The organism is Mycolicibacterium sp. MU0050 (assembly GCF_963378085.1).
GTDB classification, from domain to species: Bacteria; Actinomycetota; Actinomycetes; order Mycobacteriales; family Mycobacteriaceae; genus Mycobacterium; species Mycobacterium wendilense.
Genome location: NZ_OY726395.1, coordinates 1 through 26,314, shown reverse-complemented (window position 1 = coordinate 26,314; position 26,314 = coordinate 1). Strand labels below are relative to the sequence as shown.

The following is a 26,314-nucleotide window of genomic DNA, read 5'->3' as shown; positions in this document are numbered from 1 at the left end:
CCAGCACGTGAGCAACGCGGCCGCTGCGGCGACTGCGGGAGCGGTCCGCCCATGACCACGGCGCCCCAGTCCCCCGTCGCGGTCCCCCCGCCGCTGCCGAACCGTCGCAACGCCGAGCTGCTGTTGCTGTGTTACGCGGCGGCGATCACCACCGTGGCCCTGCTGCTCGTGGAAATCAATCAGGAGCAGGGCGTTTCGCTGGACCTGCTGGCCTACACCGCAGGGTTTCTGGGGCTGTTCGGGGCCGCGCACCTGACGATCCGGCGCTTCGCGCCCTACGCCGACCCGCTGCTGCTGCCGGTGGTGGCGTTGCTCAACGGCCTCGGCCTGGTGATGATCCACCGCCTGGATCTGGTCCGGGTGGCGCTGGCCGACGAAACCCCCAGCGCCAACCAGCAATTGCTATGGACCCTGGTGGGTGTCGTCGGCTTCATCGTGGTGGTGATCCTGCTCAAGGACCACCGGCAGCTGTCGCGCTACGGCTACGTCTGCGGCTTGGTCGGCCTGATCCTGTTGGCCATCCCCGCCGTACTGCCCGCGAAATACTCCGAGGAGTACGGCGCCAAGATCTGGATTCGCTTCGAGGGCTTCTCTATTCAGCCCGCCGAGTTCTCCAAGATCCTGCTGCTGATCTTCTTCGCCTCGGTGCTGGTGTCCAAGCGCAACCTGTTCACCAGCGCCGGCAAGCACTTCCTGGGCATGGACCTGCCCCGGCCCCGTGACCTGGCGCCGCTGCTGGGAGCATGGGTGGCCTCGATCGGCGTGATGATCTTCGAGAAGGACCTGGGCACCTCGCTGTTGCTGTACGCCTCGTTCCTACTGATGGTCTACATCGCCACCGAACGCCTCAGCTGGGTGCTGATCGGTTTGGGCCTGTTCGTGGCGGGCAGCGTCACCGCCTACCACCTGTTCGCCCATGTGCGGGTGCGGGTGCAGAACTGGCTGGACCCGTTCGCCGACCCCGATGGCGCCGGTTACCAGACCATCCAGGCGCTGTTCAGCTTCGCCACCGGCGGCGTGTTCGGTACTGGGCTGGGCAACGGCCAACCCGGGACGGTGCCCGCGGCGTCGACGGATTTCATCATCGCCGCCATCGGTGAGGAACTCGGGCTGGTGGGCCTGGCCGGCGTCCTGATGCTCTACACCATCGTCATCATCCGGGGCCTGCGCACCGCGATCGCGGTGCGCGACAGCTTCGGCAAGCTGTTGGCCGCGGGGCTGGCCGGCACCCTGGGCATCCAACTGTTCATCGTCGTCGGCGGCGTCACCAACCTGATCCCGCTGACCGGCCTGACCACACCGTGGATGTCCTACGGCGGTTCGTCGCTGGTGGCCAACTACCTGCTGCTCGCCATCCTCATCCGGATTTCGCACAATGCGCGACGGCCCATCAACACCGGCCCGCAGGCCGCGGTGCAACCGCCGATCGCCGTCGCCAGTACCGAGGTGATCGAGAAGGTATGAACACCTCGCTGCGCCGTGTCTCGATGACGCTGATGGCCTTGGTCGTGTTGCTGCTGGGCAACGCCACGTTCACCCAGTTCTTCACCGCCGACGGCCTGCGCGCCGACCCCCGCAACCAGCGGGTGCTGCTCGACGAGTACTCCCGGCAGCGCGGGCAGATCTCCGCCGGCGGCCAGCTGATGGCCTACTCCGTGTCGACCCCCGGCCGCTACCGGTACCTGCGGACCTACCCGGATCCGTTCGTCTATGCGCCGATCACGGGGTTCTACTCGCTGAGCTACTCGAGCACCGGGCTGGAGCGCGCCGAGGACAGCATCCTCAACGGCTCCGACGAGCGCCTGTTCGGACGACGGCTGGCCGACTTCTTCACCGGCCGCGACCCCCGCGGTGGCAGCGTGGACACCACGATCGTGCCCCGCGTCCAGCAGACCGGCTGGGATGCGCTGCAGAACGGCTGCAACGGTCCGTGCAAGGGCGCGGTGGTGGCGCTGGAACCCTCGACCGGGCGCATCCTGGCGATGGTGTCCTCGCCGTCGTATGACCCCAACCGCCTGGCCACGCACGACGCCGCCGCGCAGTCGGAAGCCTGGGAGGAACTGCGCGACGACCCGACCAACCCGCTGACCAATCGGGCGATCTCCGAACGCTATCCACCGGGGTCGACGTTCAAGGTGATCACCACCGCGGCCGCGCTGGAGTCCGGCATCAGCGAGGAGGACCGGTTCACCGCGCTGCCGTCCATCCCGCTGCCGGACAGCACCGCGTCGCTGGAGAACTACGGCGGCGCGCCGTGCGGGTCGGGCCAGACGGCGTCGCTGCAGGAGGCGTTCGCGCGCTCCTGCAACACCGCGTTCGTCCAGCTCGGGCTGCGCATCGGCGCGGACCGGCTGCGCAGCACCGCGGCGTCCTTCGGGCTCGACACCCCGCAGGCGCCGATCCCGCTGCAGGTGGCGGAGTCGACCGTCGGCCCCATTCCGGACCGTGCCGCCCTGGGCATGACCGCGATCGGGCAGCGCGATGTCGCGATGACGCCGCTGCAGAACGCGGTGGTGGCCGCCACCATCGCCAACGACGGGGTTGCCATGCAGCCCTACCTGGTGGAAAGCCTCAAGGGTCCCGACTTGGCAAACATTTCCACGACCGTGCCCTATGAGCAGGAGCGTGCGGTGTCGCCGCAGGTCGCGGCTAAACTTACCGATTTGATGATCGACGCCGAACAGTTCACCCAGCAGGCTGGGTCCATCCCCGGCGTCCAGATCGCGTCCAAGACAGGTACCGCCGAACATGGAACCGACCCGCGCAACACCCCGCCACACGCGTGGTACATCGCGTTCGCGCCCGCCAAGGACCCCAAGGTCGCCATTGCGGTGGTGGTGGAGAACGGCGGCGACCGCCTCTCCGCGACCGGCGGAGCGGTGGCAGCGCCGATCGGCCGAGCCGTGATGGCCACGGCACTCCAGGGAGGATCATGACTTCGCGACCGCCAGGAGTGAGGCACCTACGGCAGGGAGGCCGACCATGAGCCCCCGCGTAGGTGTGACGCTGTCCGGCCGCTACCGGCTTCAACGCCTCATCGCCACCGGCGGCATGGGGCAGGTGTGGGAGGCCGTGGACAGCCGCTTGGGCCGGCGGGTCGCCGTCAAGGTGCTCAAGGCCGAGTACTCCTCGGATCCGGAGTTCGTCGAGCGTTTCCGCGCCGAGGCGCGCACGGTCGCGATGCTCAACCATCCCGGGATCGCCAGCGTGCACGACTACGGCGAGACCGAGATCGACGGCGAGGGCCGCACCGCGTACCTGGTGATGGAACTCGTCAACGGCGAACCGCTGAACTCGGTGATCAAGCGCACCGGCCGGCTGTCGCTGCGGCACGCGCTGGACATGCTCGAACAGACCGGCCGCGCCCTGCAGGTGGCGCACTCGGCCAACCTGGTGCACCGCGACGTCAAGCCGGGCAACATCCTGATCACCCCGACCGGGCAGGTGAAGCTGACCGACTTCGGCATCGCCAAGGCGGTCGACGCCGCCCCGGTCACCCAGACCGGCATGGTGATGGGCACCGCCCAGTACATCGCCCCGGAGCAGGCGCTGGGCCACGACGCCACCGCGGCCAGCGACGTCTACTCACTGGGAGTGGTTGGCTACGAAGCGGTTTCGGGCAAGCGCCCGTTCACCGGCGATGGCGCCCTGACCGTCGCGATGAAGCACATCAAGGAGACGCCGGCCCCGCTGCCGGCCGACCTGCCGCCCAACGTGCGCGAGCTGATCGAGATCACGCTGGCCAAGAACCCGGGCATGCGTTACAAGAGCGGCGGGCCGTTCGCCGATGCGGTGGCCGCCGTCCGCTCCGGCCGACGCCCGCCGCGGCCGAACTCCGCCCCGACCATCGGGCGGGCGGCCCCGGCCGCCATCGGCTCGGCCAAGACCCGTGCCGCCGTCGCCCCGGCCACCGCGGCGCGCCCGCGTGCGGCGACCGGCAGCCACCGCCCACCCCCGCCGCGACGGACGTTCTCCTCCGGGCAGCGGGCGCTGTTGTGGGCCGCCGGGGTGCTGGGCACCCTGGCGATCGTGATCGCGGTGTTGATCGTGGTCAACGCCCGCGATGACCGGCTCAATCAGAACCAGCCGCCGCCCACCGTGACCGACACCATCACCCCTGGTCAGGAGCCCGCGGAGGAGGCGCCGCCGGAAGCCCCGCCGGAGGGAGCGCCCGCCGAACCGCAGTCCTGGGCGCCGCCGGAGGCCGCGGCGGTCACTCCGCAGAGTTGGGCGCCGGCGCAGTCCTCGATGTCAAAGAAGTGGACTCAGCGGGTACCGACCAAGGATGCTGGAAACCACATCGGGCGGTCGGCGACCTTGCTCGCCGCCCACGGCCCCACCGTCCACGACGCCGCACGACCCCTCGTGCCTACTGACGAGATACCGCAATGACGACCCCTGAGCTGCTCTCCGGCCGCTACGAACTCGGTGAAATCCTCGGGTTCGGCGGCATGTCGGAGGTTCACCTGGCCCGCGACACCCGGCTGCACCGGGACGTCGCGGTGAAGGTGTTGCGCGCCGACCTCGCCCGCGACCCCAGCTTCTACCTGAGGTTCCGACGCGAGGCGCAGAACGCGGCCGCGCTGAACCATCCCGCGATCGTCGCGGTGTACGACACCGGCGAAGCCGAGACGCCCACCGGCCCGCTGCCCTACATCGTCATGGAGTACGTCGACGGCGTCACCCTGCGCGACATCGTCCACAACGACGGGCCGATGCCCCCGCAGCGCGCCATCGAGGTAATCGCCGATGCCTGCCAGGCCCTGAACTTCAGCCACACCCACGGCATCATCCACCGCGACGTCAAGCCGGCGAACATCATGATCAGCAAATCCGGCGCCGTGAAGGTGATGGACTTCGGCATTGCCCGCGCCCTGGCCGAGACGCACAGCGTCACCCAGACCGCCGCAGTGATCGGCACCGCCCAGTACCTGTCGCCCGAGCAGGCCCGCGGCGAGTCCGTCGACGCCCGCTCCGACGTGTACTCCCTGGGGTGCGTGCTCTACGAAATGCTCACGGGGGAAGCACCTTTCGTCGGTGACTCGCCGGTGGCCGTGGCCTACCAGCACGTCCGCGAGGACCCGGTGCCGCCGTCGCAGCGGCACGCCGGCATTCCGCCCGAACTCGACGCGGTGGTGCTCAAGGCGCTGGCCAAGAATCCCGACAACCGCTATCAGACCGCGGCCGAGATGCGCGCCGACCTGGTGCGCGTCCACAACGGCGAGCACCCGGAGGCGCCGAAGGTGCTCACCGACGCCGAGCGCACCTCGATGCTGAGCGCCCCGTCGGACTACCGCGGCGATCAGACCGAACAGATCCCCGCCCCGGTGCGCTACCCCGGCGAACGGGGTGGCGGTTCCGTGGCGCGCTGGCTCGTGGCCGTGGCGGTGCTGGCGGTGTTGACGGTGGTGGTCACCATCTCCATCAACGTCTTCGGCGGCGGCACCCGCGACGTCGCGGTGCCCGACGTAACGGGGGTGGCCTCCGCCGATGCGGTCGCCACGTTGCAGAACCGCGGCTTCCGGACCCGCACCCAGCAGCAGCCCGACTCCGCGGTGCCGCCCGACCACGTCATCGAGACCGACCCTGCGGCCGAAACCTCCGTCGACGCGGGCGACGAGATCACCGTCTACGTGTCGACCGGCCCCGAGCAGCGCGAGGTGCCCGACGTCGCGCAGCTCAGCTACGGCGACGCGGTCCAGAAACTCAAGGCCGCCGGCTTCACGGTCTTCAAGCAGGCCAACTCGCCGTCGACCCCGGAACTCAAGGACCGGGTCATCGGGACCAACCCCCCGGCGAATCAGACCTCGGCGATCACCAACGAGATCACCGTGATCGTCGGCGCGGGACCCGAAACCCGGGACGTACCCGACGTGGGCGGTCAGACCGTGGACGTCGCCCAGCGCAACCTCGGCGTGTACGGGTTCACCAAGATCGCCCGCGCGGACGTCGACGGCACCGAGCCCGCCGGCACGGTGGTGGGCACCAATCCGCCCACCGGCGAGAACGTTCCCCTGGACTCGGTGATCGAGCTGCGCGTCTCGCGGGGCAATCAGTTCACCATGCCGAACCTGGTGGGTCAGTTCTGGACCGACGCCGAACCGACGTTGCGAGCGCTGGGCTGGCGGGGCGTGCTCAACAAGGGCCCCGACGTGCCCAACGCGGGCGATCAGAACCGCAACCGGGTCATGTCGCAGTCGCCGTCGCCGGGGCAGGGTGTGACCTACGGCGGGACCATCACGCTGGCGTTCGGGTCGTAGCCGACGGCGTGCCCTGCCGGGATGCGGGCCGGCCGGTCACTCCCGGGGTGTCGGTGCGGCCGGCGGTCAGGCCGACGTGCGGTTCGTGGCCCGCTCGATCGCGGCGGCCGAGCCGGCCAGCGCGTCGGCGACCTCGTTCTCGAGGCGACGCACCAATCCCTCGTCCGGGGCCGCGCCGCAGCAGCCCAGCCAGTTCGCCAGCATCCGGTGGCCGCCCTCGGTGAGGATCGACTCCGGGTGGAATTGCACTCCGTGGATGGGCAACTCGGTGTGCGCGACCCCCATGATGATGCCGCTGCGGGTCTGAGCGGTGACCTGCAGAACGTCGGGCAACGTCTCGGGCAGGATGGTCAGCGAGTGGTAGCGGGTTGCGGTGAAGGGATCCGGGAGTCCTTGCAGCACACTGGAATTGCGATGATAGACGGTGCTGGTCTTGCCGTGGAGCAACTCCGGTGCGCGGTCCACGGTCGCGCCGAAGGCCACCCCGATGGCCTGGTGGCCCAGGCACACACCGAGCAGGGGAGTGCCGGCCGCGGCGCAGGCGTGCACCAACGGGATCGACGCGCCGGCGCGCTCCGGGGTGCCGGGTCCCGGGCTCAGCAACACCCCGTCGAACCGGTCGGCCACCACGGCGATGTCGTCGGGCGTGGACAGCCGCTCGTCGTCGTGGCGCCACACCTGCGCGGTCACCCCGAGCTGCCCCAGATACTGCACGAGGTTGAACACGAAGCTGTCGTAGTTGTCGACGACCAAGACCTGCATCGCCACAGGTTACCGGGGTCGACGGGGTCCGCGACAATTGGTTTTCACCGGCGCGGATCAGTAGCCGAGCGGTCCCATCGGTCTGGCGTAGCGCATCCGGGGCGGGTCCGCGTGGCCGACGACCTGGATTTCGTCGTGCGCCTGCTCGGCGTAGCCGAGGCCGAACCGCACCACGTACTGCTTGTAGAGCTGTACCAGCGGCGCCTCGGCCAGGGCCGCCTGCATGGCGGCCGCATCGCCGATGGCGGTGATCCGGTAGGGCGGGCTGTAGGTGCGGCCGTTGAGCAGCAGCGTGTTGCCGACGCAGCGGGGCGCCGAGGTCGCAACCAGGCGCTGATCCTGCATCTGGATCGCCTCCGCGCCGGCGCTCCACAGCGCATTGAGGACCCCTTGGATGTCCTGTTGGTGGACCACCAGGTCGTCGGGGGAGGCGTCGCGCGGGAAGCGGCCCTGGGCGTCACGCTGCGCGTCGGTCAGTGTCACCGTCAGCCCCGGGCCTCGGACCGGGTCCAGTCCGGCTTCGCCGGCCATCGCGTCGGCCCGGGTATTGATGGCGGCCAGCGCGGCGTCGCCCGAGCGGCCGTGGGTGGAGTCGCGCCGCTGGGCCAGTTGGTCGCGTTCGGCGGTCAACCGATCCACGGATTGTTGGGTTTCGCGTACCAGATCGACGAGGCGGGGCGCATCACTGCGGCGGATCTCGCCGCCGTCGGAGACCCCGTGCGTGGCCGCCAGCAGCAGCCCCGCCAGCAGGCAGACGACCGGCACGCCGACGCGCCACCAGGATCGGCGAGCCGAGCGCTGGGTCGGTGGCAGTGCCATCAACGTCTCCCGCGGTTTCTGAGGAGCCCCGCACGCTGGGTTAGGCTTCGGAGGACTCCTGTCGTGACGTCCATCGTCGCACCTGCTCAACTTTCTACGAAGGTAACCATGCCCAAGTCCAAGGTTCGCAAGAAGAACGACTTCACCATCAACCCGGTCAGCCGCACCCCGGTCAAGGTGAAAGCCGGACCGTCCAGTGTGTGGTTTGTCGTGCTTTTCGTGGGTCTGATGTTGATCGGGCTGTTCTGGCTGTTGGTTTTCCAGCTCGCCTCGTCGTCGCTGCCCTGGATGGCCGAACTCGGGCCGTGGAACTACGCGATCGCGTTTGCCTTCATGATCACGGGGCTCTTGCTGACCATGCGCTGGCGCTGAGCCGGACCCGCGCTCAAGTTGAATTCATTTCGGCGTCCAGGCGGGTACTGAAGGTGGCAGAGTCTGTCAACCCAATCACACGCGTGTTATTCATCCCCATTGTTGATAGCGCTTGTGGATAACTCCATCTGCAATGGTAAGAGTGCCTATGAATGATTTCCAGCAAACAAATTGGGCCCCGCAGCCCGCGGGTGTCGCAGCGCTGGGAATCGGCGGAATCGTGATGGGTATCGCCTGTGTGATGCTGATCACAGACACTCCGGGGCGGGTCCTGACCGGCGTTGCCGCCGTGGGTCTGCTTGTGTTTGCAACGAACTCTTGGCTCGCCCGGCCAAAACTAGCAATCACCGACGGTGGCCTCGCGGTACGCGGGTGGCGGGGCGTGACCACTTTGCCAAAATCGGAGATCGCGAACATTCGCATCACGGAGTTCCGGCGGCTCGGGCGGCGGGCCCGGATGCTGGAGATCGACACCGTCGACGATCGGCTGCGGGTGTTCACCCGCTGGGACCTCGGGACCGACCCGCTGGCCGTGCTCGACGCGCTCACCGAGGCCGGCTACACCCGCTAGACCCGCCCCGGTTTCCCCGCGAGCTGGGTCCCCCGCGGCGCCGGCACCTCCCGCGACTGGGCGTGTCCCCGGCCGACACGCCGCTGGATTTCCGTGTTCTGCGCACGCTCGGCGCTCCTTGGAGGGGTTTCTCAGCCCGGCGCGGACCACCGGGTGTGGCCTGGGCGCAGGCTCCACCCGAAAGTGCGAATTCATCCGCGACACGCGGATCCGGCGGACCAATCCGCACACTGAGGGCCGGCCACCTCCGAAGAAGAGCGGCCGGCCCTCAGAGCGAAAGCTGTCTCGCCTGCGCCCGGGTCAGGAAATGGTGATCGACTCGATCACGACGGCCTCGGTGGGCCGGTCGTTGCGATCGGTCGCCGTGGTGGCGATGGCGTCGACAACCTTCTGCGACTCGGGATCGACGACCTCACCGAAGATGGTGTGCCGGCGGTTGAGGTGCGGGGTGGGGCCGACGGTGACGAAGAACTGCGATCCGTTGGTGCCCGGTCCGGCGTTGGCCATGGCCAGCAGGTAGGGCTTGTCGAACTGCAGTTCGGGGTGGAACTCGTCGGCGAACTTGTAGCCGGGTCCGCCGCGGCCGGTGCCGGTCGGATCGCCGCCCTGGATCATGAAACCCTCGATGACCCGGTGGAACACCGTGCCGTCGTAGAACGGGCCCGAGCTGCCACCCGACGCATTCTCCGTCGAGTACTCCTTGGTGCCCTGGGCCAGGCCGACGAAGTTCGCGACGGTCTTGGGGGCGTGGTTACCGAACAGCGCGATCTTGATATCGCCGCGGTTGGTGTGCAGTGTGGCGGTAGCGGTCTGAATGGGGCTCGTAGTCACGGTTTTACAGTCTGCCACTAGCGCCCTGGCGACGTGATGGCCCACCTCCCCTTTGCCCCAACCCGGCCGCGATGGTGGCAGAGTGAACACCACGCGTCGTCGCGAAGGTTCCCAGACGCCCGTTCAGATGGAGAAGGTGGATATGACCTCGAGCACCGAGACCCGGCTCACGCCCGGACAGCGCCTTACTCGCGGACTCGCCCACACCGCGGCCGGGCCCGTCGACATCACCAGGGGAGCTGTCGGCCTGAGCGCGAACGCCGTGGCGGCCGCCGTGGCCGGCGCCCGGCAGCGTTACCGGGACAGCCAGTTGCGCAAGGAGCTCGCCGATGCCCAGACGGCGCTGACCCGGGAGCTCAGCACGGCGGGGGAGGTCCTCGCCGAACTGCCCGAGAGCTTCCGCGAGGCGCGCGCCAATCGGCGAACCAGCAAGCGGCCCTGGATCATCGCCGGGGCCGTCGCCGGCACCCTGGTGCTCGGTGGGGCCGCGTTCGCGTTCGTGCGGCGCAACACCCAGCCCGAGCCGTCGCCGCGGCCGCCCAGCGTGCAGATCGACCCGAAGCCCTAACCGGGCAGCCACAGCCAGCGCTGGCCCCGTACTCCGAGCCGCTCAGAACGGCTGGACGCCCTCGACGCTGACTGTCATGCCGTGCCCGGTCGTGTCGTTGATGAAGGTCGTGCCCTCACTGGTGGGTTTGATCGTCCAACCCAGGGCGCGATACGTCACTCCGTAGGCGAGGCGCTCCAGCTGCTGTTGGCCGGCGTCCCCGAGGATCCATTCGAAGTCGCCGTTGATCGAGATCTGTGCGCCGTTGGCGGGTGCGCCGTAGCGGCGGGGTGTGTCGACCACGAAGTCGACCAGACACGCGACGGAACCTGCTGTGAGCTGGCAGGACGTTCTGCCGGACTGGGTGCCGACAAAAGTGGTGCCCCGCGGCGCTGCAAGGTCGACGGGGCCGCGCGGTGTGGTGGGCCGCGGTACCGGTGGCGGGGGAGCGGGCGGCGGTTCGGCTTCTCGGGGGAGCGGGGACGCCGTGGCCGGAACGGTGGCGGTCGCAAGCGGCGCCCTGGATGCCTGGCTCGGCGATGGCTCCGATCCACCCCGCAGGTGGTACCCGGCGAATCCCGCCACGGCGACGGCGGCGACCACCGCGATCGCTACCGCGACGACGGTGATCTTCCCCGGTGTCCAGAACGGAGGCTTCCACTCGGGGCCGTCGTCGAGCTCCCAGGCCAGGCGGGACGCAGTGTCCGCCGCGGGCAGTGCTGCGAATTCCGTCTCCGCGTTCGGGGCGGAATCGACCGTGGTCTCGGGTTCATCGTCGCCCGGTCGGCCCTCGGTCATAGACGCGCATGCTAGTGCCGGGCGACGACACCGAGGCGGGTATCAAGCGAGAGAACGAGGCAGCGCAGGAGAAGCCGGGCCACGCCGGACCGTATTTGTGGAGCCTAGGAGATTCGAACTCCTGACATCTGCCTTCCAAAGGCGAACCGGCCCGCAGGTCCACAGGCTCGGGCTGGGGTGAGCTGCGGGAACGCATGGCTGTAGCTCATCGCAGTTATCTGGAACTGTGGCCAAATGTGGTCGCAGCGCGGCTGAACCCTGGGCGTTCATCATCCACCGCCGTGAGCTGTGACACGCTTTTTGCGCAACTTTGAACCGCATTTCTTTCCACTTTTTTGGAAGATGCAAAATCTCTTCGCATGTCCAGAACGTCAACCCGTAGGTTCTCGCCGGACTAACAGCTGCAGAAACTCCCTGTTGATGAAGAGGCGGTCACGGCCGATCTTCACGTTCTGGAGCATTCCAGCGTCTGCCAATGCACCTAGCCAGTTGGATGCTGTGGGACGGGACACGCCGCAACGATCCATGACCGTCTGAATACGGCAGTAGGGCTGCTCGAACAGTATTGCTTGAAACTCGGAGTCTGCGCCGCCCTTGGACGCCGCGCGCGCTCTCTTGTTGAAATCGTCCTGCAACGCGCGGATGGCAGTGACCTTCCGCAGCGTGTAGCGCGACGTCAGTTCAACGCCTCTCAGCACGTAAAGCACCCACTCCTCCCACGCAGACTCAGCAGTCACCGCGAGCAGCAGACGGTAATAGTCGTTTTTTGTGTCGATGATGTAACGCGACAGGTACAGGACCGGGAGCCTCAACAAGCCAGCCTCGACAAGCATCAACACGTTCAAGATGCGGCCGGTGCGACCGTTGCCATCGGAGAAGGGGTGAATCGCCTCGAACTGATAGTGCGCAGCAGCCATCCGGACGAGCGGGTCCAGACCATCGCCTGCATGGATGAACCTTTCCCATTCCGAGAGCTTCTCGTCAATCACATCGCGCCCCTCGGGCGGGCTATAGATGATCTCGCCCGTGGCGGGACTGGCGATCCGGGTGCCCGGGACAGCGCGGACCTTCATTTCGCGGCCTTTGATAGTGCTGCAGACCGCACTAGCAGTCGCGGCGGTCAGACCGCGTTCTTCCGTCATCTCGAATCCCACCCGTAACGCAGTGCGATATCTAAGAGTCTCGCGGGTAGCCGGATCTGCGCCGGCGTCGTCGTCCAGGTGGCGGAACAGCTCATCCGTCGTGGTCACCACGTTCTCGATTTCCGAGCTTGCCTGAGCCTCCAAGACAGGCAACGTATTGATCAGAACAGTCGGGTTCGGGATCGACACAACTGCCTGATCGAGCTGACCAAGCGCAGTATTGGCACCAATGGCAGCCTTGAGTACTCTGCGGCTTTCGAGCTGGTCGGCGGTAGGTGGTGGAGGAAGTTCGTTGTAGGGCCTGTCACGTTGCCAGTCCGTCACACTGCCTAACGATCCCAGACCTTGAGGCAATATGCAAAGAAATTCGCGCAATCTTTCTATGTTTTGCGCATGTGCGAACTTAGTTCACACGTCGTCTAAAAGTCCTGTGGTGAGGGTAAGTCCCTTGGTGTGGTGGGGTTTCGGAGCTGAGGACGGCCCAGGCCGGGGTGTGTCGTTGAGGGCTTTCGGGCGGGTCATCGCGTAGTGGTCAATGAGTTACCTACCAAGTGACTCAAGCAAAGGACGCACCACGCGATGACCCAGGACCATTCTGCCTTGCTCGCCCAACTCGATGCACTCAAGTCCGCTGATGTCGGGGCGGTGTTCGCTGAGCTGATCCGCGCTGGGCTGCAGGCGTTGATCGAGGCCGAGGCCACCGAGACCATCGGGGCCGGACGCTACCAACGCAGCGGCGAACGCAGTACGCACCGCAACGGGCATCGGCCCAAGACGGTGTCGACGACCTCGGGCGATATCGAGGTCAAGATCCCCAAACTGCGAGCCGGCTCCTTCTTCCCGTCCCTGCTGGAACGCCGGCGTCGCATCGACAAGGCCCTGCATGCGGTGATCATGGAGGCCTACGTCCATGGTGTGTCGACTCGCAACGTCGATGACCTGGTCGCCGCACTCGGGGTTGGATCCGGGGTCTCCAAATCGGAGGTCTCGCGCATCTGCGCCGGCCTCGACCGCGAGATCGAGGCGTTTCGAACCCGCAGCCTGACCCACACCTCATTTCCCTACGTGTTCTGCGATGCGACGTTCTGCAAGGTCCGCGTCGGCGCCCACGTGGTCTCCCAGGCCCTGGTGGTGGCCACCGGCGTCTCCATCGATGGCACCCGGGAGGTGCTGGGCACCGCCGTCGGTGACAGCGAGTCTTTCGAGTTCTGGCGGGAGTTCCTGGCCTCGCTCAAGGCCCGCGGCCTGACCGGCGTGCACCTGGTGATCTCCGATGCCCACGCCGGGTTGAAAGCCGCCGTCGCCCAGCAGTTCACCGGCTCGTCCTGGCAGCGCTGCCGGGTGCATTTCATGCGCAACCTGCACGGGGCGGTGGCCGCCAAACACGCCCCGGCGGTCACCGCAGCGGTCAAGACGATCTTCGCCCACACCGACCCCGCCGAGGTCGCCGCGCAGTGGGATCAGGTCGCCGACACCCTCTCGTCCAGTTTCCCGAAAGTGGCCGCGATGATGGATGAGGCCAAAGCCGACGTGCTGGCGTTTACCGCGTTCCCGCGTACCCACTGGCAGAAGATCTGGTCGAACAACCCGATCGAGCGGCTCAACAAGGAGATCAAACGCCGCGCCGATGTCGTCGAGATCTTCCCCAACCCGGCCGCGTTCCTACGGTTGGCCACCGCCGTGGTCATCGAAGCCCACGACGAATGGCAGGTCACCCGCCGCTACCTGTCCGAGGTGTCCATGGCTGAGCTGCGCAAAGTCATCGCCGCCAAACACGCCGCCGCCGAACCCATCGCCGAACAACGCCAAATCGCCTAACATTCACCACGACTCGTTGATCACCACGCGTGCACCCACGCCGATCCGAAGTCCACCACCCCAAGGGGCACTATCCCTGGTGAATCGCCATCGACTTGGGGACCTGTGGGTTGCGGTTCGGGGAGTCCGTGGAACCACGGTGGCACGATCTGGATCTCGATGGGTTGAAGATCAAGCTGACTCGCTCCGTGACGACGGTCAGAATGTGGTCGGGAACGACAAAAGCGGCTCCGTAGTCAGTACCGAAACCGCCTCTGAACTACTGCTTTTACTTGTGGAGCCTAGGAGATTCGAACTCCTGACATCTGCCTTGCAAAGGCAGCGCTCTACCAACTGAGCTAAGGCCCCTCAGCGGTGATCAACCGCGGGTGTCTGATCGGCTGCTGATTCCGGTACAGAATGCCAGACCTCGCCACGCCGGCGCGACCGAAACACCACGGCGGCCGCGGCGACGATCACAACCACCAGTAGCAGTCTCATAGTGGGCCTAGGAGGACTCGAACCTCCGACCTCTTCGTTATCAGCGAAGCGCTCTAACCGCCTGAGCTATAGGCCCGTTACCGAGCAGCGAGATTACCGCACCGGGAGCCCTGCGAACAAAACGCGGGCTCCGGCGCGGCTAATCCCGGTCCGCCAGCGTCACCTCGACGCCGCCGACGATGTCGGTCGACAGGTTGTAAATGAAGGCCCCGATAGTCGCCATCGCGGTCAGCAGCACGATGTTGACCAGGCCGATCAGCAGCGCGCCGCCGAAGATCGTGCCGCTGGACACCAACTCCCCGCCGGCGCCGCCGGTGCTGGTGAGCAGGTCGCCGACGTTGCTGTTCAGCTTCGTCCACACTCCCATGCCACCCAGCACCAGGTACAGGAACGCCACCGCGATCATCCACACGAAGAACAGCGCCACCGACAGCAGCAGCGACACCTTCAGCGTGCTCCACGGATCGATGCGCCGGATCTGCATGCTGGCGCGCACCGGGCCGGACTTGGCGCGGCTGCCCACCTGGATCCGGCCGGTGGCCGTCGACCGTCCGGGCCCGGACTCCGCCCGATCCGCGGTGTCCCGTCGGGCCGCGGCCGGACGGGGCTGCGGGCCGGACAGGTCGGGCAGCTCGCTCGCGTACTCCTTGTTGCGCTCGGCCGGGCGGGCCGGGCCCTGGTCGGGCTCCGCCGCGGGCTTCCCGGCGCCCTGCAGGGCCCCAGGGGCGGCCGTGCCCGTGATGTAGCGGCTGACCCGGCTGTCCGGGCGCTGCTCGGGCTTCTCCCGGCCCGGCTGCTCCGCCGGGGCCGGCGGGCGAGCCGGCTGGTCGGCCGGCGGTCGCGCCGGCTGCGAGCGGCCCGCACCGCGCTGCCACGGCGGCACGTCGCCGGACTCGGTGACTCGCGGCACCGGGGCAGTGGCCCGAGTCGCGGCGCGGTCGGCGGCGCCGTTGCCCGCGCCGGTCCCCTCGCCGGGACCCGAATGGCCCGGCTCGTTCGGTGAACTCACACCTACTCCGTCCCTCTGACCGCTACTCGTCGGCGTCTGCCGACTCGGGCGCTTCTTCGATCTCATCGGCGCTGACCTCGTCGGCGTTGCGCGCGATGGCTAACAGTGTGTCGCCCTCACCGAGGTTCATCAACCGAACGCCCTTGGTCTGCCGGCCGGCCTTGCGCACCTGTCGTGCCGCCGTCCGGATGACACCGCCGCCGGAGGTGATGGCGTACAGCTCGCTGTCCTCGTCGACGATCAGCGCACCGACCAGATTGCCACGACGTTTGTCGTACTGGATGGTCAGGATGCCTTTACCGCCGCGGCCCTGCACCGTGTACTCCTCGATGGCGGTCCGCTTGGCGTACCCACCGGAGGTGGCCACCAACAGGTAGGTGTCCTCGCGCACGACGTTGAGCGACAGCAGCTCGTCGTCCTCGTTGAACCGCATGCCCTGCACGCCCGAGGTCGCCCGCCCCATCGGGCGCAGCGCCTCGTCGGTGGCCGAGAACCGGATGGACTGGCCCTTGGCGCTGACCAGCAGCAGGTCCTCCTCGGCCGAACACAGCACGGCGCCCACCAGCTCGTCACCCTCGCGCAGGTTGATCGCGACGATGCCGCCGGAGCGGTTGGAGTCGAAGTCGGTCAGCCGCGACTTCTTGACCAGACCGTTGCGCGTCGCCAGGACCAGATACGGCGCATCCTCGTAACTCTTGATCTGGATGACCTGCGCGATTCGCTCCTCCGGCTGGAAGGCCAGCAGGTTGGCGACGTGCTGGCCGCGGGCGGTGCGCGTCATCTCGGGCAGGTCGTAGGCCTTGGCCCGGTACACCCGGCCCTGCGTGGTGAAGAACAGAATCCAGTCGTGCGTGGAGCACACGAAGAAGTGCGCGACGATGTCGTCCTGCTTGAGCCCGGCGCCCTGGACACCCTTGCCGCCGCGTTTCTGGCTGCGGTAGAGGTCGGTCTTGGTCCGCTTGGCGTATCCGGTCTCGGTGATGGTGACGACGACGTCCTCACGCGCGATCAGATCCTCGTCACTGACGTCGCCGTCGGCCGCGATGATCCGGGTCCGGCGGTCGTCGCCGTGCTTCTCGACGATCTCGGCGAGCTCGTCGCGCACGATGCCGCGCTGACGCTCGGGCCTCGCCAGGATGTCCTCGAGGTCGGCGATCTCGGCCTCGATCTTGGCCAGGTCATCGACAATGCGTTGGCGTTCCAGCGCGGCCAGCCGGCGCAGCTGCATGTCGAGGATGGCCTGCGCCTGAATCTCGTCGATGTCGAGCAGCTCGATCAGGCCCGCGCGAGCGATGTCGACGGTCTGCGAGGCCCGGATCAACGCGATGACCTCGTCGAGCGCATCGAGCGCCTTGACCAGACCGCGCAGGATGTGGGCCCGCTCGTTGGCCTTGCGCAGTCGGTAGGTGGTCCGCCGGACGATGACGTCGATCTGATGCTCGACGTAATGGCGGATCATCTGGTCCAACCGCAGCGTGCGCGGCACGCCGTCGACGATGGACAGCATGTGGGCGCCGAAGCTGCTCTGCAGCTGGGTGTGCTTGTAGAGGTTGTTCACCACCACCTTGGCCACGGCATCGCGCTTGAGCTCGATGACGATCCGCAGGCCCACCCGGTCACTGGACTGGTCCTCGATGTTGGAGATGCCGCCGAGCTTGCCGTCGCGGACCTGCTCGGCGATCGAGGTGATGAAGTTGTCGTGGTTGACCTGGTAGGGCAGCTCGGTGATGACCAGCGAGTTGCGGCCCCGGCTGTCCTCCTCGATCTCCACCACGCCGCGCATCCGGATCGAACCGCGGCCCGTCCGGTAGGCGTCGTTGATGCCCTGCGAGCCGACAATCAGTCCGTGCGTGGGGAAGTCGGGTCCCTTGACCCGTTCCATGACGGCCTCGAGGGTGGTTTCCTCGTCCGCGTCGTAGTTCTCCAACGCCCAGTACACGGCCTCGGCGAGCTCCCGGAGGTTGTGCGGCGGGATGTTGGTGGCCATGCCGACGGCGATGCCGCCGGAACCGTTGGCCAGCAGGTTCGGGAACCGGCTCGGAAGCACCGTCGGTTCCTGCACGCGGCCGTCGTAGTTCGGGATGAAATCGACTGTCTCCTCGTCGATTTCACGCAGCATCTCCATGGCCAGCGGAGTCAGCCGCGCCTCGGTGTAGCGCATGGCCGCCGGCGGGTCGTTGCCCGGCGAGCCGAAGTTGCCCTGCCCGTCGACCAGGGGGTAGCGCAACGACCAGGGCTGCGCCATCCGCACCAGGGTGTCGTAGATCGACGAATCACCGTGCGGGTGATAGTTACCCATCGTCTCGGCGACCGAACGGGCCGACTTCGCGTGGCTGCGATCCGGACGGAAGCCCGAGTCGTACATCGCGTAGAGCACACGGCGGTGCACGGGCTTGAGACCGTCGCGTACCTCCGGCAGCGCGCGGCCCACGATCACGCTCATGGCGTAGTCGATGTAGCTGCGCTGCATCTCCTGCTGAATGTCGACCGGTTCGATGCGGTCGCGCGGGCCGTCGTCGGGCGGCAGCGTCGTGTCTGTCATGCGCTCCTCAATCTATCCTCGCAAGCTGGGTGTAAACCGTTGTGCCGGTTACACATCCAGGAAGCGGACATCCTTGGCATTACGGGTGATGAAACTGCGGCGGGCCTCGACGTCCTCGCCCATCAGGATCGAGAACAATTCGTCGGCGGCGGCCGCATCATCGAGGGTGACTTGGCGCAGCACCCGCACCGAGGGATCCATGGTGGTCTCCCACAGTTCCTTGGCGTCCATCTCGCCCAGACCCTTGTAGCGCTGGATGCCGTCGTCGGCGTTGATCTTGCGGCCGGCCTTGCGCCCCGCCTCCAGCAGACCGTCGCGCTCCCGGTCGGAGTAGGCGAATTCGGGCTCGGAACGCTGCCACTTCAGCTTGTACAGCGGCGGCTGCGCCAGGAACACGTGGCCGTTCTCGATCAGCGGGCGCATGAACCGGAACAACAACGTCAGCAGCAGTGTGGAGATGTGCTGGCCGTCGACGTCGGCGTCGGCCATCAGCACGATCTTGTGATACCGCAGCTTCTCGATGTCGAACTCGTCGTGGATACCGGTGCCCAGCGCCGTGATGATGGCCTGGACTTCGGTGTTCTTCAGCACCCGGTCGATGCGGGCCTTCTCGACGTTGATGATCTTGCCGCGCAACGGCAGGATCGCCTGGAACATCGAATCGCGGCCGCTCTTGGCCGAGCCGCCGGCGGAATCACCCTCCACCACATACAGTTCGGACTTACTGGGATCCGTCGAGCGGCAGTCGGCGAGCTTGCCGGGCAGACCACCGAGGTCGGTTGCGCTCTTGCGCCGCACCAACTCTCGGGCCTTGCGGGCCGCGATGCGGGCCTGGGCGGAGGAAACCGCTTTGTTGACAACGGTTTTCGCCTCGGCCGGGTTTGCCTCGAACCAGTGGTTCAGCTGCTCGTTGCAGGCCTTCTGGACAAAAGACTTCACCTCGGTGTTGCCCAGCTTGGTCTTGGTCTGACCCTCGAACTGCGGTTCGGCGACCTTGACGGAGATGACCGCGGCCAACCCCTCCCGGATGTCGTCGCCGGTGAGGTTCGGGTCCTTGTCCTTGAGCAGCTTCTTGTCCTTGGCGTACCGGTTCACCACCGAGGTCAGCGCGGCGCGGAAGCCCTCCTCGTGAGTGCCGCCCTCATGGGTGTTGATGGTGTTGGCGAAGGTGTGCACCGACTCCGAGTAGCCGGCGTTCCACTGCATGGCGACCTCGACCTCGTGGCCGGTGCCCTTGCTCTCGAAATCGACGATGCTCTGGTGGATCGGCGTCTTGGTGCGGTTGATGTGCTTGACGTAGTCGACCAGGCCGCCCGGGTAATGGAAGGTACGGTGCTTGACCTTGGCGGGTCCCGCGGCCTCGGCGGCCTGCTCCTCGGCGGACTTCGGGGCTTCGGCGGTCTCGCTGACCACCTCGTCGACGACCTCCTCGACCGAGACCCGCTCGTCGGTGAGCTTGATCGTCAGACCCTTGTTGAGGAAGGCCATCTCCTGCAGGCGTCGGGCGACGGTCTCGAAGTCGTAGACGGTGGTCTCGAAGATCTCCGGGTCGGCCCAGAATCGGATGGTCGTTCCGGACTTCTTGGTGGGTTCGCCCTGTTTGAGGGTGCCGGGCTGGGCGCGGGTGTACACCTGCGACCACTCGTAGCCGTCGCGCGCGATGTCGACCTCCAGCCGGCTCGACAGCGCGTTGACCACGGAGACACCGACGCCGTGCAGACCGCCGGAGACGGTGTAGCCGCTGTCCTCGCCGCCGAACTTGCCGCCGGCGTGCAGCTGCGTCATCACCACGTCGACGGTCGGGACGCCGGTGGCGTGCATCGCCACGGGGATACCGCGGCCGTTGTCGCGGACCTGGACGCCGCCGTCGTCGAGCAGCACCACATCGACCTCGGTGGCGTAGCCGGCCATCGCCTCGTCCACCGAGTTGTCGACGACTTCCCAGATCAGATGGTGTAAGCCCCGTTCTCCGGTGGATCCGATGTACATGCCGGGCCGCTTGCGTACGGCCTCGAGGCCCTCCAGGACGGTGATGGATTCGGCGCCGTAATCGGTCTTCTTCTTCTGCGCAGCCACGGTCGGACGCTTCTCCTTGGGGTTTCGCATGCCCGCGGCCTAGTCACCGCGGCAGGTCATCACGCCAGTCTACCGGTACAACCCGTCAGCACCGATCCTCTATGGGCGTTTCCCGGCATCTGATTGCGCCGGACACAGATTTTCTCGGTGGGCATAGCCAAATCGGGACCACCCACGGCTCACGTTCGATCCTGCACGCTCTGAGCGCGCTCGTCAGCCGTAGGTGTCGCGGGGCCCGCGACCCGGGATATGACGGCGACCCTTGCGCCACGACGGCGCGGTCGGGCCGGTGATCTTCAGTGCGGTCACCACCCCGTCGCCGACGGCGGCGGCGATCTTGGCCAACAACTGGGCCTGCACCATCCGCAGCTGGGTCGCCCACGCGGTGCTGTCCGCCGACACACTGAGCACTCCGTCGCGCAGCGTGGTCGGCTCGGTGTGCTCGGCGATCTGTTCGCCGACCACCATCGCCCACTGCCCGATCACCACTCCTTCGGACACCTTGTTGTTCCAACCGCGTTTCTTGGCCAGATCGCTGGTCGCCGAACCCAGCAGCTGCGGGTCGCGGCTGTCCGGACCGGGACCGGACCAACTGCGACGACGGCCGGGCCGGGGGCGCCGGCGGAGGGGGGAGTGGCCGCCGCGCCCGACATCCTTACCCTGTTCCCGGGCCGCGCCGCGGGCCTCTTCGAGGGTGCGCCGCACCAGATCCATGCCCTTGAGGTGGGCCAGGTGCGCGGGCGGGCCCGACCGCTCGCTCGGCTGCGGTTCTTCGGACTCGCTCATGCCAACTCCGAAACTCGGCCGTGTTCACTGTCTTTCATGTCCACCACAATCCGCTGGGCGTCCCAGTCGTCCGGAATGTCTTCGGACACAGCGGCCGTCACCAGGACCTGCTCGGCATTGGCGGCCACGCCGGCGAGCGCGCGGCGCCGCGATACGTCGAGTTCGGCGAACACGTCGTCGAGCAGCAGCACCGGCTCGGCACCTTCGGCCCGCAGCAACTCGTAGGAACCGAGTCGCAGCGCCAACGCCATCGACCACGATTCGCCGTGGCTGGCAAAGCCTTTCGCGGGCTGGTCGCCCAGCATCAAGTCCAGATCGTCGCGGTGCGGCCCCACCAGGCACACGCCGCGATCCAGTTCGGCGCGGCGGCGTTGCGCCAATCCGGCGAGCAGCGCCTCCCGCAGCGCGGCCACCGCATCGGCGCCGCCGATCACCTCCGGCGGGTAGTCCGTGGCGCTGCGATAGGCGATCGCCGCCGAGCGCGACGACGGCGCAAGCAGTTGGTAGGACTTCTCCACCTCGGGCGCCAACTCGCTGACCAACTCCAGCCGGGCGGCCATCAACTCCGCGCCGTAGTCGGCAAGGTGACCGTCCCACACCTCGAGGGTTTCCTCCACCCCGGCGTCGCGCGAGCCATACCGGGCGCCGGCCGCCGACTTCAACAGTGCGGTGCGCTGGCGGACAACCTTCTCGTAATCCGCACGGACACCGGCGATTCGGGGACGTCGCAGCACCGCAAGATCATCGAGGTAACGGCGCCGATCACCCGGGTCGCCGCGCACCAACGACAGGTCCTCGGGCGCGAACAACACCGCCTTCACCACGCCGAGCACCTCCCGGGTGCTGCGCACCGGGGACCGATTGACCCGTGCCTTGTTGGCCCGGCCAGCCGCGATCTCGAGGTCGACGGCCATCTCCCGACCCTCGTTGACCACGATCGTCGACACCACCGCGCGCGGCGCGCCGGCCCGGATCAGCGGCGCGTCGGTGGCCACTCGATGAGACCCCAATGTGGCGGTATACCATAGGGCCTCAACAAGATTCGTCTTTCCATACCCGTTGGGTGCGACGAACACCGTGCGTCCGGGAGTCAGTTCGAGATCGACGGATTCCCAGGACCGGAAATCACGGAGAGCGAGGTGACGAACGTACACGACCGAGACCTAACCGGACAGGCCGATCCGTTTGACGGCATGGCCGCCGAACTGATTGCGCAGCGCGGCGACGGCCTTCATGGTGGGCGACTCCTCCTGGCGCGACCCGAACCGCGCGAACAGCGAAGCGGCGATCACCGGGACCGGAACCCGGTGGTTGATGGCTTCCTCCACCGTCCAGCGCCCCTCACCGGAATCCTCGGTATAGCCGGAGATTCCGGCCAAACCGGGATCTTCGGCCAGGGCCTTCGCCAGCAGTTGTTGCAGCCAAGACCGCACCACGGTGCCGTTGGTCCAGGCCTGAATCACGGCCTGCGGATCCTGGATGAGGTCCTCGGCGGCTAGCAGCTCGTACCCCTCGGCGTACGCGGTCATCAGGCCGTACTCGATGCCGTTGTGCACCATTTTCGCGTAATGACCGGCGCCAATGGGCCCGGCGTGGACGAACCCGTCCTCCCGCGGACCCTCCGGCCGCAACGTGTCGAAAATCGGCATGAGGCGTTCCACATCCGCGTCGGTGCCGCCGACCATCAGGCCGTAGCCCTCGTCCAGGCCCCAGACACCACCGGAAACGCCGGCGTCGACAAACCCGATTCCCTTGTCGGCCAGGAGTTTTGCGTGCTTGCCGTCCTCGGTGTACCGGGAGTTTCCACCGTCGACCACCAGATCGCCGGCACTGAGGACGTCGGCGAGTTCAGCGATGGTCTCGCTGGTGATCGGTCCCGAGGGAACCATCACCCAGACCACGCGGGGCTCCGCGAGCGCCTCGGCCAGCGCGGCCAGCGTCGCGACGTCGGTGACCTCGGGCCGAGGGTCGTAACCGATCACGTCGTGACCGCCGCTACGCAACCGCGCGCGCATGTTGAACCCCATCTTCCCGAGTCCAACCAACCCCAGCTGCATCGAAAACCCTTTCCAGCCGGTCCGACCCGGACTAACCGGGAAGTCGCACCGGCATCAACAGATACACGTAATCGGTCTCGGCAGCCGGGAACGGCCCGGCGCCCTCGGGCAGCGAACCTTCCTCGCCACCGGGCCGCAGTACCGCCGGCTTGCTCGGCGTGGTGAAGCCGAACGCGACCCGCTCCGAATGCAACGATCCCAACCCATCGGTCAGGTACGTCGGGTTGAAAGCAATGGTCAACGGCTCGCCGGCAAATTCGACCGGCAAGTCCTCCTCGGCGCGGCCGACATCGTCGGCACCCGCCGACAGCCGCACCGAACCGTCGCTGAATTCCATCCGGACCTGCGCCCCGCGGTCGGCGACCAGCGCCACGCGCTTGATCGCCTCGGTCAATTCGGCGACTCCCATGGAGGCCACGGCGGTGTGCTCGGCCGGCAGCAGTTGGCGGAACTTCGGGAACTCCGCGTCCAACAACCGGGTGGTGCTGCGCTTGCCGCCGCTGCGGATGCCGAGCAGTCCCTCCTTGCCGACATTCGGGCCGGCGCCCAGGGACAGATGAACTTCGGTGGCCGCGCCGCCGGTCTTGGCGGCCTCGGCCAGCGTCTTCGCCGGAACCAGGACCGCGGCCTCGGTATCGGCGGTCGACGTGGCCCAGGTCAGCTCGCGAACGGCGAGACGGAACCGGTCGGTCGCGGCCAGCACAACCGTCTCACCGGAAATCTCCACCCGGATGCCGGTCAGCATCGGCAGCGTGTCATCACGGCCGGCAGCAACGGCGACCTGGCCGATGGCCTCGGCGAACAGATCGGCCGGGACCACACCGGTGTCCTCGGGCAGCAGCGGGAGCGTCGGATAGTCCTCGACGGCCATCGTCGGCAGCGAGAATCGGGCGCTTCCGCAGGTCAGGGACACCCGGGTGCCGTCCACGCTGACCTCGACCGGCTTGTTCGGCAACGCCCGGGTGATGTCCGACAGCAATCGGCCGGACACCAAAACGCTTCCCGGAGAAGCGACTTCGGCCGCAACCTGGACTTCTGCGGATGTCTCGTAGTCGAACCCCGAGATCGTCAGACCTTCGTCGGTTCCGGTGATCAATACCCCGGCCAACACCGGCACGGTGGGCCTGGTCGGCAGATTTCGCGCCACCCATGCCACGGCGTCGGCGAAATCATCCCGAACCAGACGGCACTTCAAGTCGGTGCCAACTGTCACCGTCGGCCCTTGCACCGCCATAGCGTCCCTTCGTCACTTCACAGTCATCACAAACAGCCCTGACAGAGCGGTCCTTCGCCAGAGGTCCGTTGACCGTGCCCCCGCAGGACGACCCTAACCGGCGTCGAAGAACAACCGTAGAGCTTTCACTCGTAACTTCAAAGCTATTCGATCCGGCTGACATCTGCGCTGTGAGCCGAGGTCATCGCGGTGTGGGCCGGGCGGTGAGCGCGCTGTCCCCAACGGTCTGCTTCTAAAGAACAAATTAGAGATATAACGGAGTAACAGTAATAGGGCCTGTGCACGCTGGGGATGAACACGGGTTGCTGCAGCCCAGAGCGGTACGGCCGTGTGGAGTACCGGTGGATGACACTGAGGACCGCTGGGGAGGGCTGTGCAGAACATCGCAGCTGTGCACGACACCTCGCAGCCACCGGCAGTTGTTGTGCAGGTTGTCCACAGGTAACTACACACCGCGGCGCTGGGACTGTTGTGACGAGCGGGACCAAAGTTTTTTGGGCCGGATTTGTCGTCGACGGGGCGTCCGCGGGGCCTGATGGCCAGTTTCGGGGCGGGGGATGACACCGGCGGGCCCGTTGGAGGGGGCTGGGGGCGCACTGGAGGCCCGCAACGTCGATCAGCCGGCGGCGTGCTGACGGGCGGCCAAGCGGGAAGTGCGGTGAGTCAGCGCTTGGAGCGCTGCCGGATGCGGGTGGTGAGTTCCTTGACGTGGTCGAAGACCTCGCGGCGATGCGCCATTTCATTGAGGATCTTCTTTTGCGCGTACATCACGGTGGTGTGATCGCGTCCGAAAGCTTGGCCGATCTTGGGCAGAGACAGGTCGGTGAGCTCGCGGCACAGGTACATCGCGATCTGGCGGGATTGCGCCAACGCCCGCGTTTTGCCTGGTCCGCGCAGTTCTTCGACCGTGGTGTCGAAGTATTCCGCGGTCGCGGCCATGATGGTCGCCGCGCTGATCTGCATGGTGCTGGCATCGGCGATGAGATCGCGCAGCACGATCTCGGCCAGGGCCTTGTCGATGGGCGTCTGGTTGAGGGAGGCGAACGCGGTGACGCGGATCAACGCACCCTCGAGTTCGCGGATGTTGCGTTCGATGCTGCTGGCGATCAGTTCCAGCACGTCGTTGGGCACATCGAGGCGCTCCATCTGCGCCTTCTTGCGCAAGATCGCGATGCGGGTCTCCAGCTCGGGGGGCTGGACGTCGGTGATCAGACCCCACTCGAACCGGGTCCGGAGCCGATCCTCGAGGGTGGCGAGCTGTTTGGGCGGGCGATCCGACGAGATGACGATCTGCTTGTTGGCGTTGTGCAGCGTGTTGAAGGTGTGGAAGAACTCTTCCTGGATACCTTCCTTGCCCTCGATGAACTGGATGTCGTCGACGAGCAGCACGTCGGTGTCGCGATAACTGCGTTTGAAGGCGACCTTGCGGTCGTCGCGCAGCGAGTTGATGAAGTCGTTGGTGAACTCTTCGGTGGAGACGTACTTGACCCGCATCCCCGGGAAGAGCCGTTGTGCGTAATTGCCGGCGGCGTGGAGGAGATGTGTTTTCCCCAAACCGGATTCGCCCCAGATGAACAACGGGTTGTAGGCACGCGCCGGCGCCTCGGCGATGGCCAGCGCCGCGGCGTGGGCGAAGCGGTTCGAGGAGCCGATGACGAAAGTCTCGAAGGTGTAGCGCCGGTTGAGGCTGGCGCCCTGGGTGGTCGACGGGTCGGCGGCCTGGCGCCGGTCGGTGAAATACGTGGGCCAACTCTCGTGGGCACTGGCCAGCGCCTCGCTGTCCTCGTCCACCTCGTCGGTGTCCTCGGTTTCCGTCGCGGCGGGGGAGACCGGGTCGACCGGGTCCGGCGAGTCGTCGTCCTCCTCGGGACCGGCCGGGGCGATCCGCACGCCCAATTCCACCCGCTGGCCCAGCCGGCGACTCAACGCGTCGGTGATCTGGATGCGCAGGTGTCGCTCGATCTCGTTCTGGACGAAGCTGCTCGGCACGGACAGCAGAGCAAACCCCTCGACGATGGTCAGCGGTTTGACGAGCTTGAGCCAGGCTCTTTGCTGCGGAGTCAGCGGACGGTTGAAGCCGTCGGCATTGGGATGCGCGGAGCCGTTGCGGGCGGCGTCGGATTCTCCGTTGAGTTCGGCGACGACGTCGGCCCACAGCGTCGCGAAATCAGCACTGGGATCATCGGTCAACGACGGATCCCCCTGTTTCG

General features: G+C 67.0%; 21 protein-coding genes and 2 tRNA genes. 8 read left to right on the top strand and 15 right to left on the bottom strand.

The features are described 5' to 3' along the window. The first annotated feature begins 51 nt into the window (after window positions 1-51). Genes R2K23_RS00115 through pknB form a run of 4 tightly spaced genes read left to right on the top strand, consistent with a single transcriptional unit; the run spans window position 52 to window position 6,260 of the window. Window positions 52-1,464, top strand: a complete 1,413-nt coding sequence (locus tag R2K23_RS00115; protein WP_316513476.1) for an FtsW/RodA/SpoVE family cell cycle protein — start codon at window positions 52-54, stop codon at window positions 1,462-1,464. Next, complete coding sequence (pbpA, locus tag R2K23_RS00110; RefSeq protein ID WP_316513474.1) at window positions 1,461-2,936, top strand: D,D-transpeptidase PbpA; 1,476 nt, start codon at window positions 1,461-1,463, stop codon at window positions 2,934-2,936. Before R2K23_RS00115 ends, pbpA begins: the two co-directional genes overlap by 4 nt. Window positions 2,937-2,982: 46 nt before the next feature. After that, the gene (locus R2K23_RS00105; RefSeq protein WP_316513471.1) at window positions 2,983-4,392 is read left to right on the top strand and encodes a protein kinase domain-containing protein; all 1,410 of its coding nucleotides are present in this window, start codon (window positions 2,983-2,985) and stop codon (window positions 4,390-4,392) included. Then, window positions 4,389-6,260 (top strand): Stk1 family PASTA domain-containing Ser/Thr kinase, encoded by a 1,872-nt coding sequence (pknB, locus tag R2K23_RS00100; protein ID WP_316513469.1) that lies wholly within the window; start codon window positions 4,389-4,391, stop codon window positions 6,258-6,260. Before R2K23_RS00105 ends, pknB begins: the two co-directional genes overlap by 4 nt. Window positions 6,261-6,326: 66 nt before the next feature. Here pknB and R2K23_RS00095 read toward each other — a convergent pair whose 3' ends face one another. Together R2K23_RS00095 and R2K23_RS00090 are read right to left on the bottom strand one after the other, a co-directional pair. Next, window positions 6,327-7,022 carry an aminodeoxychorismate/anthranilate synthase component II gene (locus R2K23_RS00095; protein ID WP_316513467.1) on the bottom strand — a complete coding sequence of 232 codons (696 nt, stop codon included), beginning with the start codon at window positions 7,020-7,022 and terminating at the stop codon, window positions 6,327-6,329. 57 nt (window positions 7,023-7,079) lie between these two features. Beyond that, entirely contained in the window at window positions 7,080-7,841 is a 762-nt protein-coding gene (locus R2K23_RS00090) for a DUF881 domain-containing protein (protein WP_316513464.1), read from the bottom strand. Between the two features lie 108 nt (window positions 7,842-7,949). Between R2K23_RS00090 and crgA the strand changes: the two genes are divergently transcribed. Together crgA and R2K23_RS00080 are read left to right on the top strand one after the other, a co-directional pair. Further along, window positions 7,950-8,213 carry a cell division protein CrgA gene (gene crgA / locus R2K23_RS00085; protein ID WP_126331896.1) on the top strand — a complete coding sequence of 88 codons (264 nt, stop codon included), beginning with the start codon at window positions 7,950-7,952 and terminating at the stop codon, window positions 8,211-8,213. A 148-nt stretch (window positions 8,214-8,361) separates the two neighbouring features. Further along, window positions 8,362-8,784, top strand: coding sequence for a PH domain-containing protein (locus R2K23_RS00080; protein WP_316513461.1), 423 nt, complete (start codon window positions 8,362-8,364; stop codon window positions 8,782-8,784). Between the two features lie 300 nt (window positions 8,785-9,084). Here the strand turns inward: R2K23_RS00080 and R2K23_RS00075 are convergent, their stop codons facing one another. Then, window positions 9,085-9,633, bottom strand: a complete 549-nt coding sequence (locus R2K23_RS00075) for a peptidylprolyl isomerase (protein ID WP_316513459.1) — start codon at window positions 9,631-9,633, stop codon at window positions 9,085-9,087. A 124-nt stretch (window positions 9,634-9,757) separates the two neighbouring features. On the opposite strand from R2K23_RS00075, the gene cwsA reads away from it, so the two are divergent. Beyond that, window positions 9,758-10,183, top strand: a complete 426-nt coding sequence (gene cwsA / locus R2K23_RS00070; protein WP_316513457.1) for a cell wall synthesis protein CwsA — start codon at window positions 9,758-9,760, stop codon at window positions 10,181-10,183. 42 nt (window positions 10,184-10,225) lie between these two features. Here the strand turns inward: cwsA and R2K23_RS00065 are convergent, their stop codons facing one another. Together R2K23_RS00065 and R2K23_RS00060 are read right to left on the bottom strand one after the other, a co-directional pair. Beyond that, window positions 10,226-10,960: a hypothetical protein gene (locus R2K23_RS00065; protein WP_316513456.1), complete on the bottom strand. Its 735-nt coding sequence runs from the start codon at window positions 10,958-10,960 to the stop codon at window positions 10,226-10,228. Between the two features lie 371 nt (window positions 10,961-11,331). Next, window positions 11,332-12,426, bottom strand: a complete 1,095-nt coding sequence (locus R2K23_RS00060) for a Fic family protein (protein WP_316513454.1) — start codon at window positions 12,424-12,426, stop codon at window positions 11,332-11,334. A 255-nt stretch (window positions 12,427-12,681) separates the two neighbouring features. Here R2K23_RS00060 and R2K23_RS00055 point away from each other — a divergent pair, with 255 nt between their 5' ends. Further along, the gene (locus tag R2K23_RS00055) at window positions 12,682-13,920 is read left to right on the top strand and encodes an IS256 family transposase (RefSeq protein WP_316513451.1); all 1,239 of its coding nucleotides are present in this window, start codon (window positions 12,682-12,684) and stop codon (window positions 13,918-13,920) included. A 275-nt stretch (window positions 13,921-14,195) separates the two neighbouring features. On the opposite strand, the gene R2K23_RS00050 is transcribed toward R2K23_RS00055, so the two are convergent. The 10 genes from R2K23_RS00050 to dnaA form a co-directional block, all read right to left on the bottom strand. Further along, window positions 14,196-14,268: transfer RNA gene (locus R2K23_RS00050), tRNA-Ala, on the bottom strand. Window positions 14,269-14,402: 134 nt separating this feature from the next. Beyond that, window positions 14,403-14,476: transfer RNA gene (locus tag R2K23_RS00045), tRNA-Ile, on the bottom strand. 63 nt (window positions 14,477-14,539) lie between these two features. Then, window positions 14,540-15,409, bottom strand: coding sequence for a DUF3566 domain-containing protein (locus R2K23_RS00040; RefSeq protein WP_316513449.1), 870 nt, complete (start codon window positions 15,407-15,409; stop codon window positions 14,540-14,542). Between the two features lie 22 nt (window positions 15,410-15,431). Next, a complete protein-coding gene (gyrA, locus tag R2K23_RS00035; RefSeq protein WP_316513447.1) occupies window positions 15,432-17,951 on the bottom strand; it encodes a DNA gyrase subunit A in 2,520 nt (839 codons plus the stop codon). Between the two features lie 48 nt (window positions 17,952-17,999). Then, entirely contained in the window at window positions 18,000-20,027 is a 2,028-nt protein-coding gene (gyrB, locus tag R2K23_RS00030) for a DNA topoisomerase (ATP-hydrolyzing) subunit B (RefSeq protein WP_316517547.1), read from the bottom strand. A 213-nt stretch (window positions 20,028-20,240) separates the two neighbouring features. Next, window positions 20,241-20,813 (bottom strand): DUF721 family protein, encoded by a 573-nt coding sequence (locus R2K23_RS00025; protein WP_316513445.1) that lies wholly within the window; start codon window positions 20,811-20,813, stop codon window positions 20,241-20,243. Then, a complete protein-coding gene (gene recF, locus R2K23_RS00020) occupies window positions 20,810-21,967 on the bottom strand; it encodes a DNA replication/repair protein RecF (protein WP_316513443.1) in 1,158 nt (385 codons plus the stop codon). The genes R2K23_RS00025 and recF overlap by 4 nt, the downstream gene beginning before the upstream one ends. Window positions 21,968-21,976: 9 nt before the next feature. Continuing rightward, on the bottom strand, window positions 21,977-22,870 hold the full coding sequence (gene gnd, locus R2K23_RS00015) for a phosphogluconate dehydrogenase (NAD(+)-dependent, decarboxylating) (RefSeq protein WP_316513441.1): 894 nt from the start codon (window positions 22,868-22,870) through the stop codon (window positions 21,977-21,979). A 31-nt stretch (window positions 22,871-22,901) separates the two neighbouring features. Further along, window positions 22,902-24,104 carry a DNA polymerase III subunit beta gene (dnaN, locus tag R2K23_RS00010; RefSeq protein ID WP_396892736.1) on the bottom strand — a complete coding sequence of 401 codons (1,203 nt, stop codon included), beginning with the start codon at window positions 24,102-24,104 and terminating at the stop codon, window positions 22,902-22,904. Between the two features lie 663 nt (window positions 24,105-24,767). Continuing rightward, complete coding sequence (dnaA, locus tag R2K23_RS00005; protein ID WP_316513437.1) at window positions 24,768-26,294, bottom strand: chromosomal replication initiator protein DnaA; 1,527 nt, start codon at window positions 26,292-26,294, stop codon at window positions 24,768-24,770. Between the last annotated feature and the right edge of the window lie 20 nt (window positions 26,295-26,314).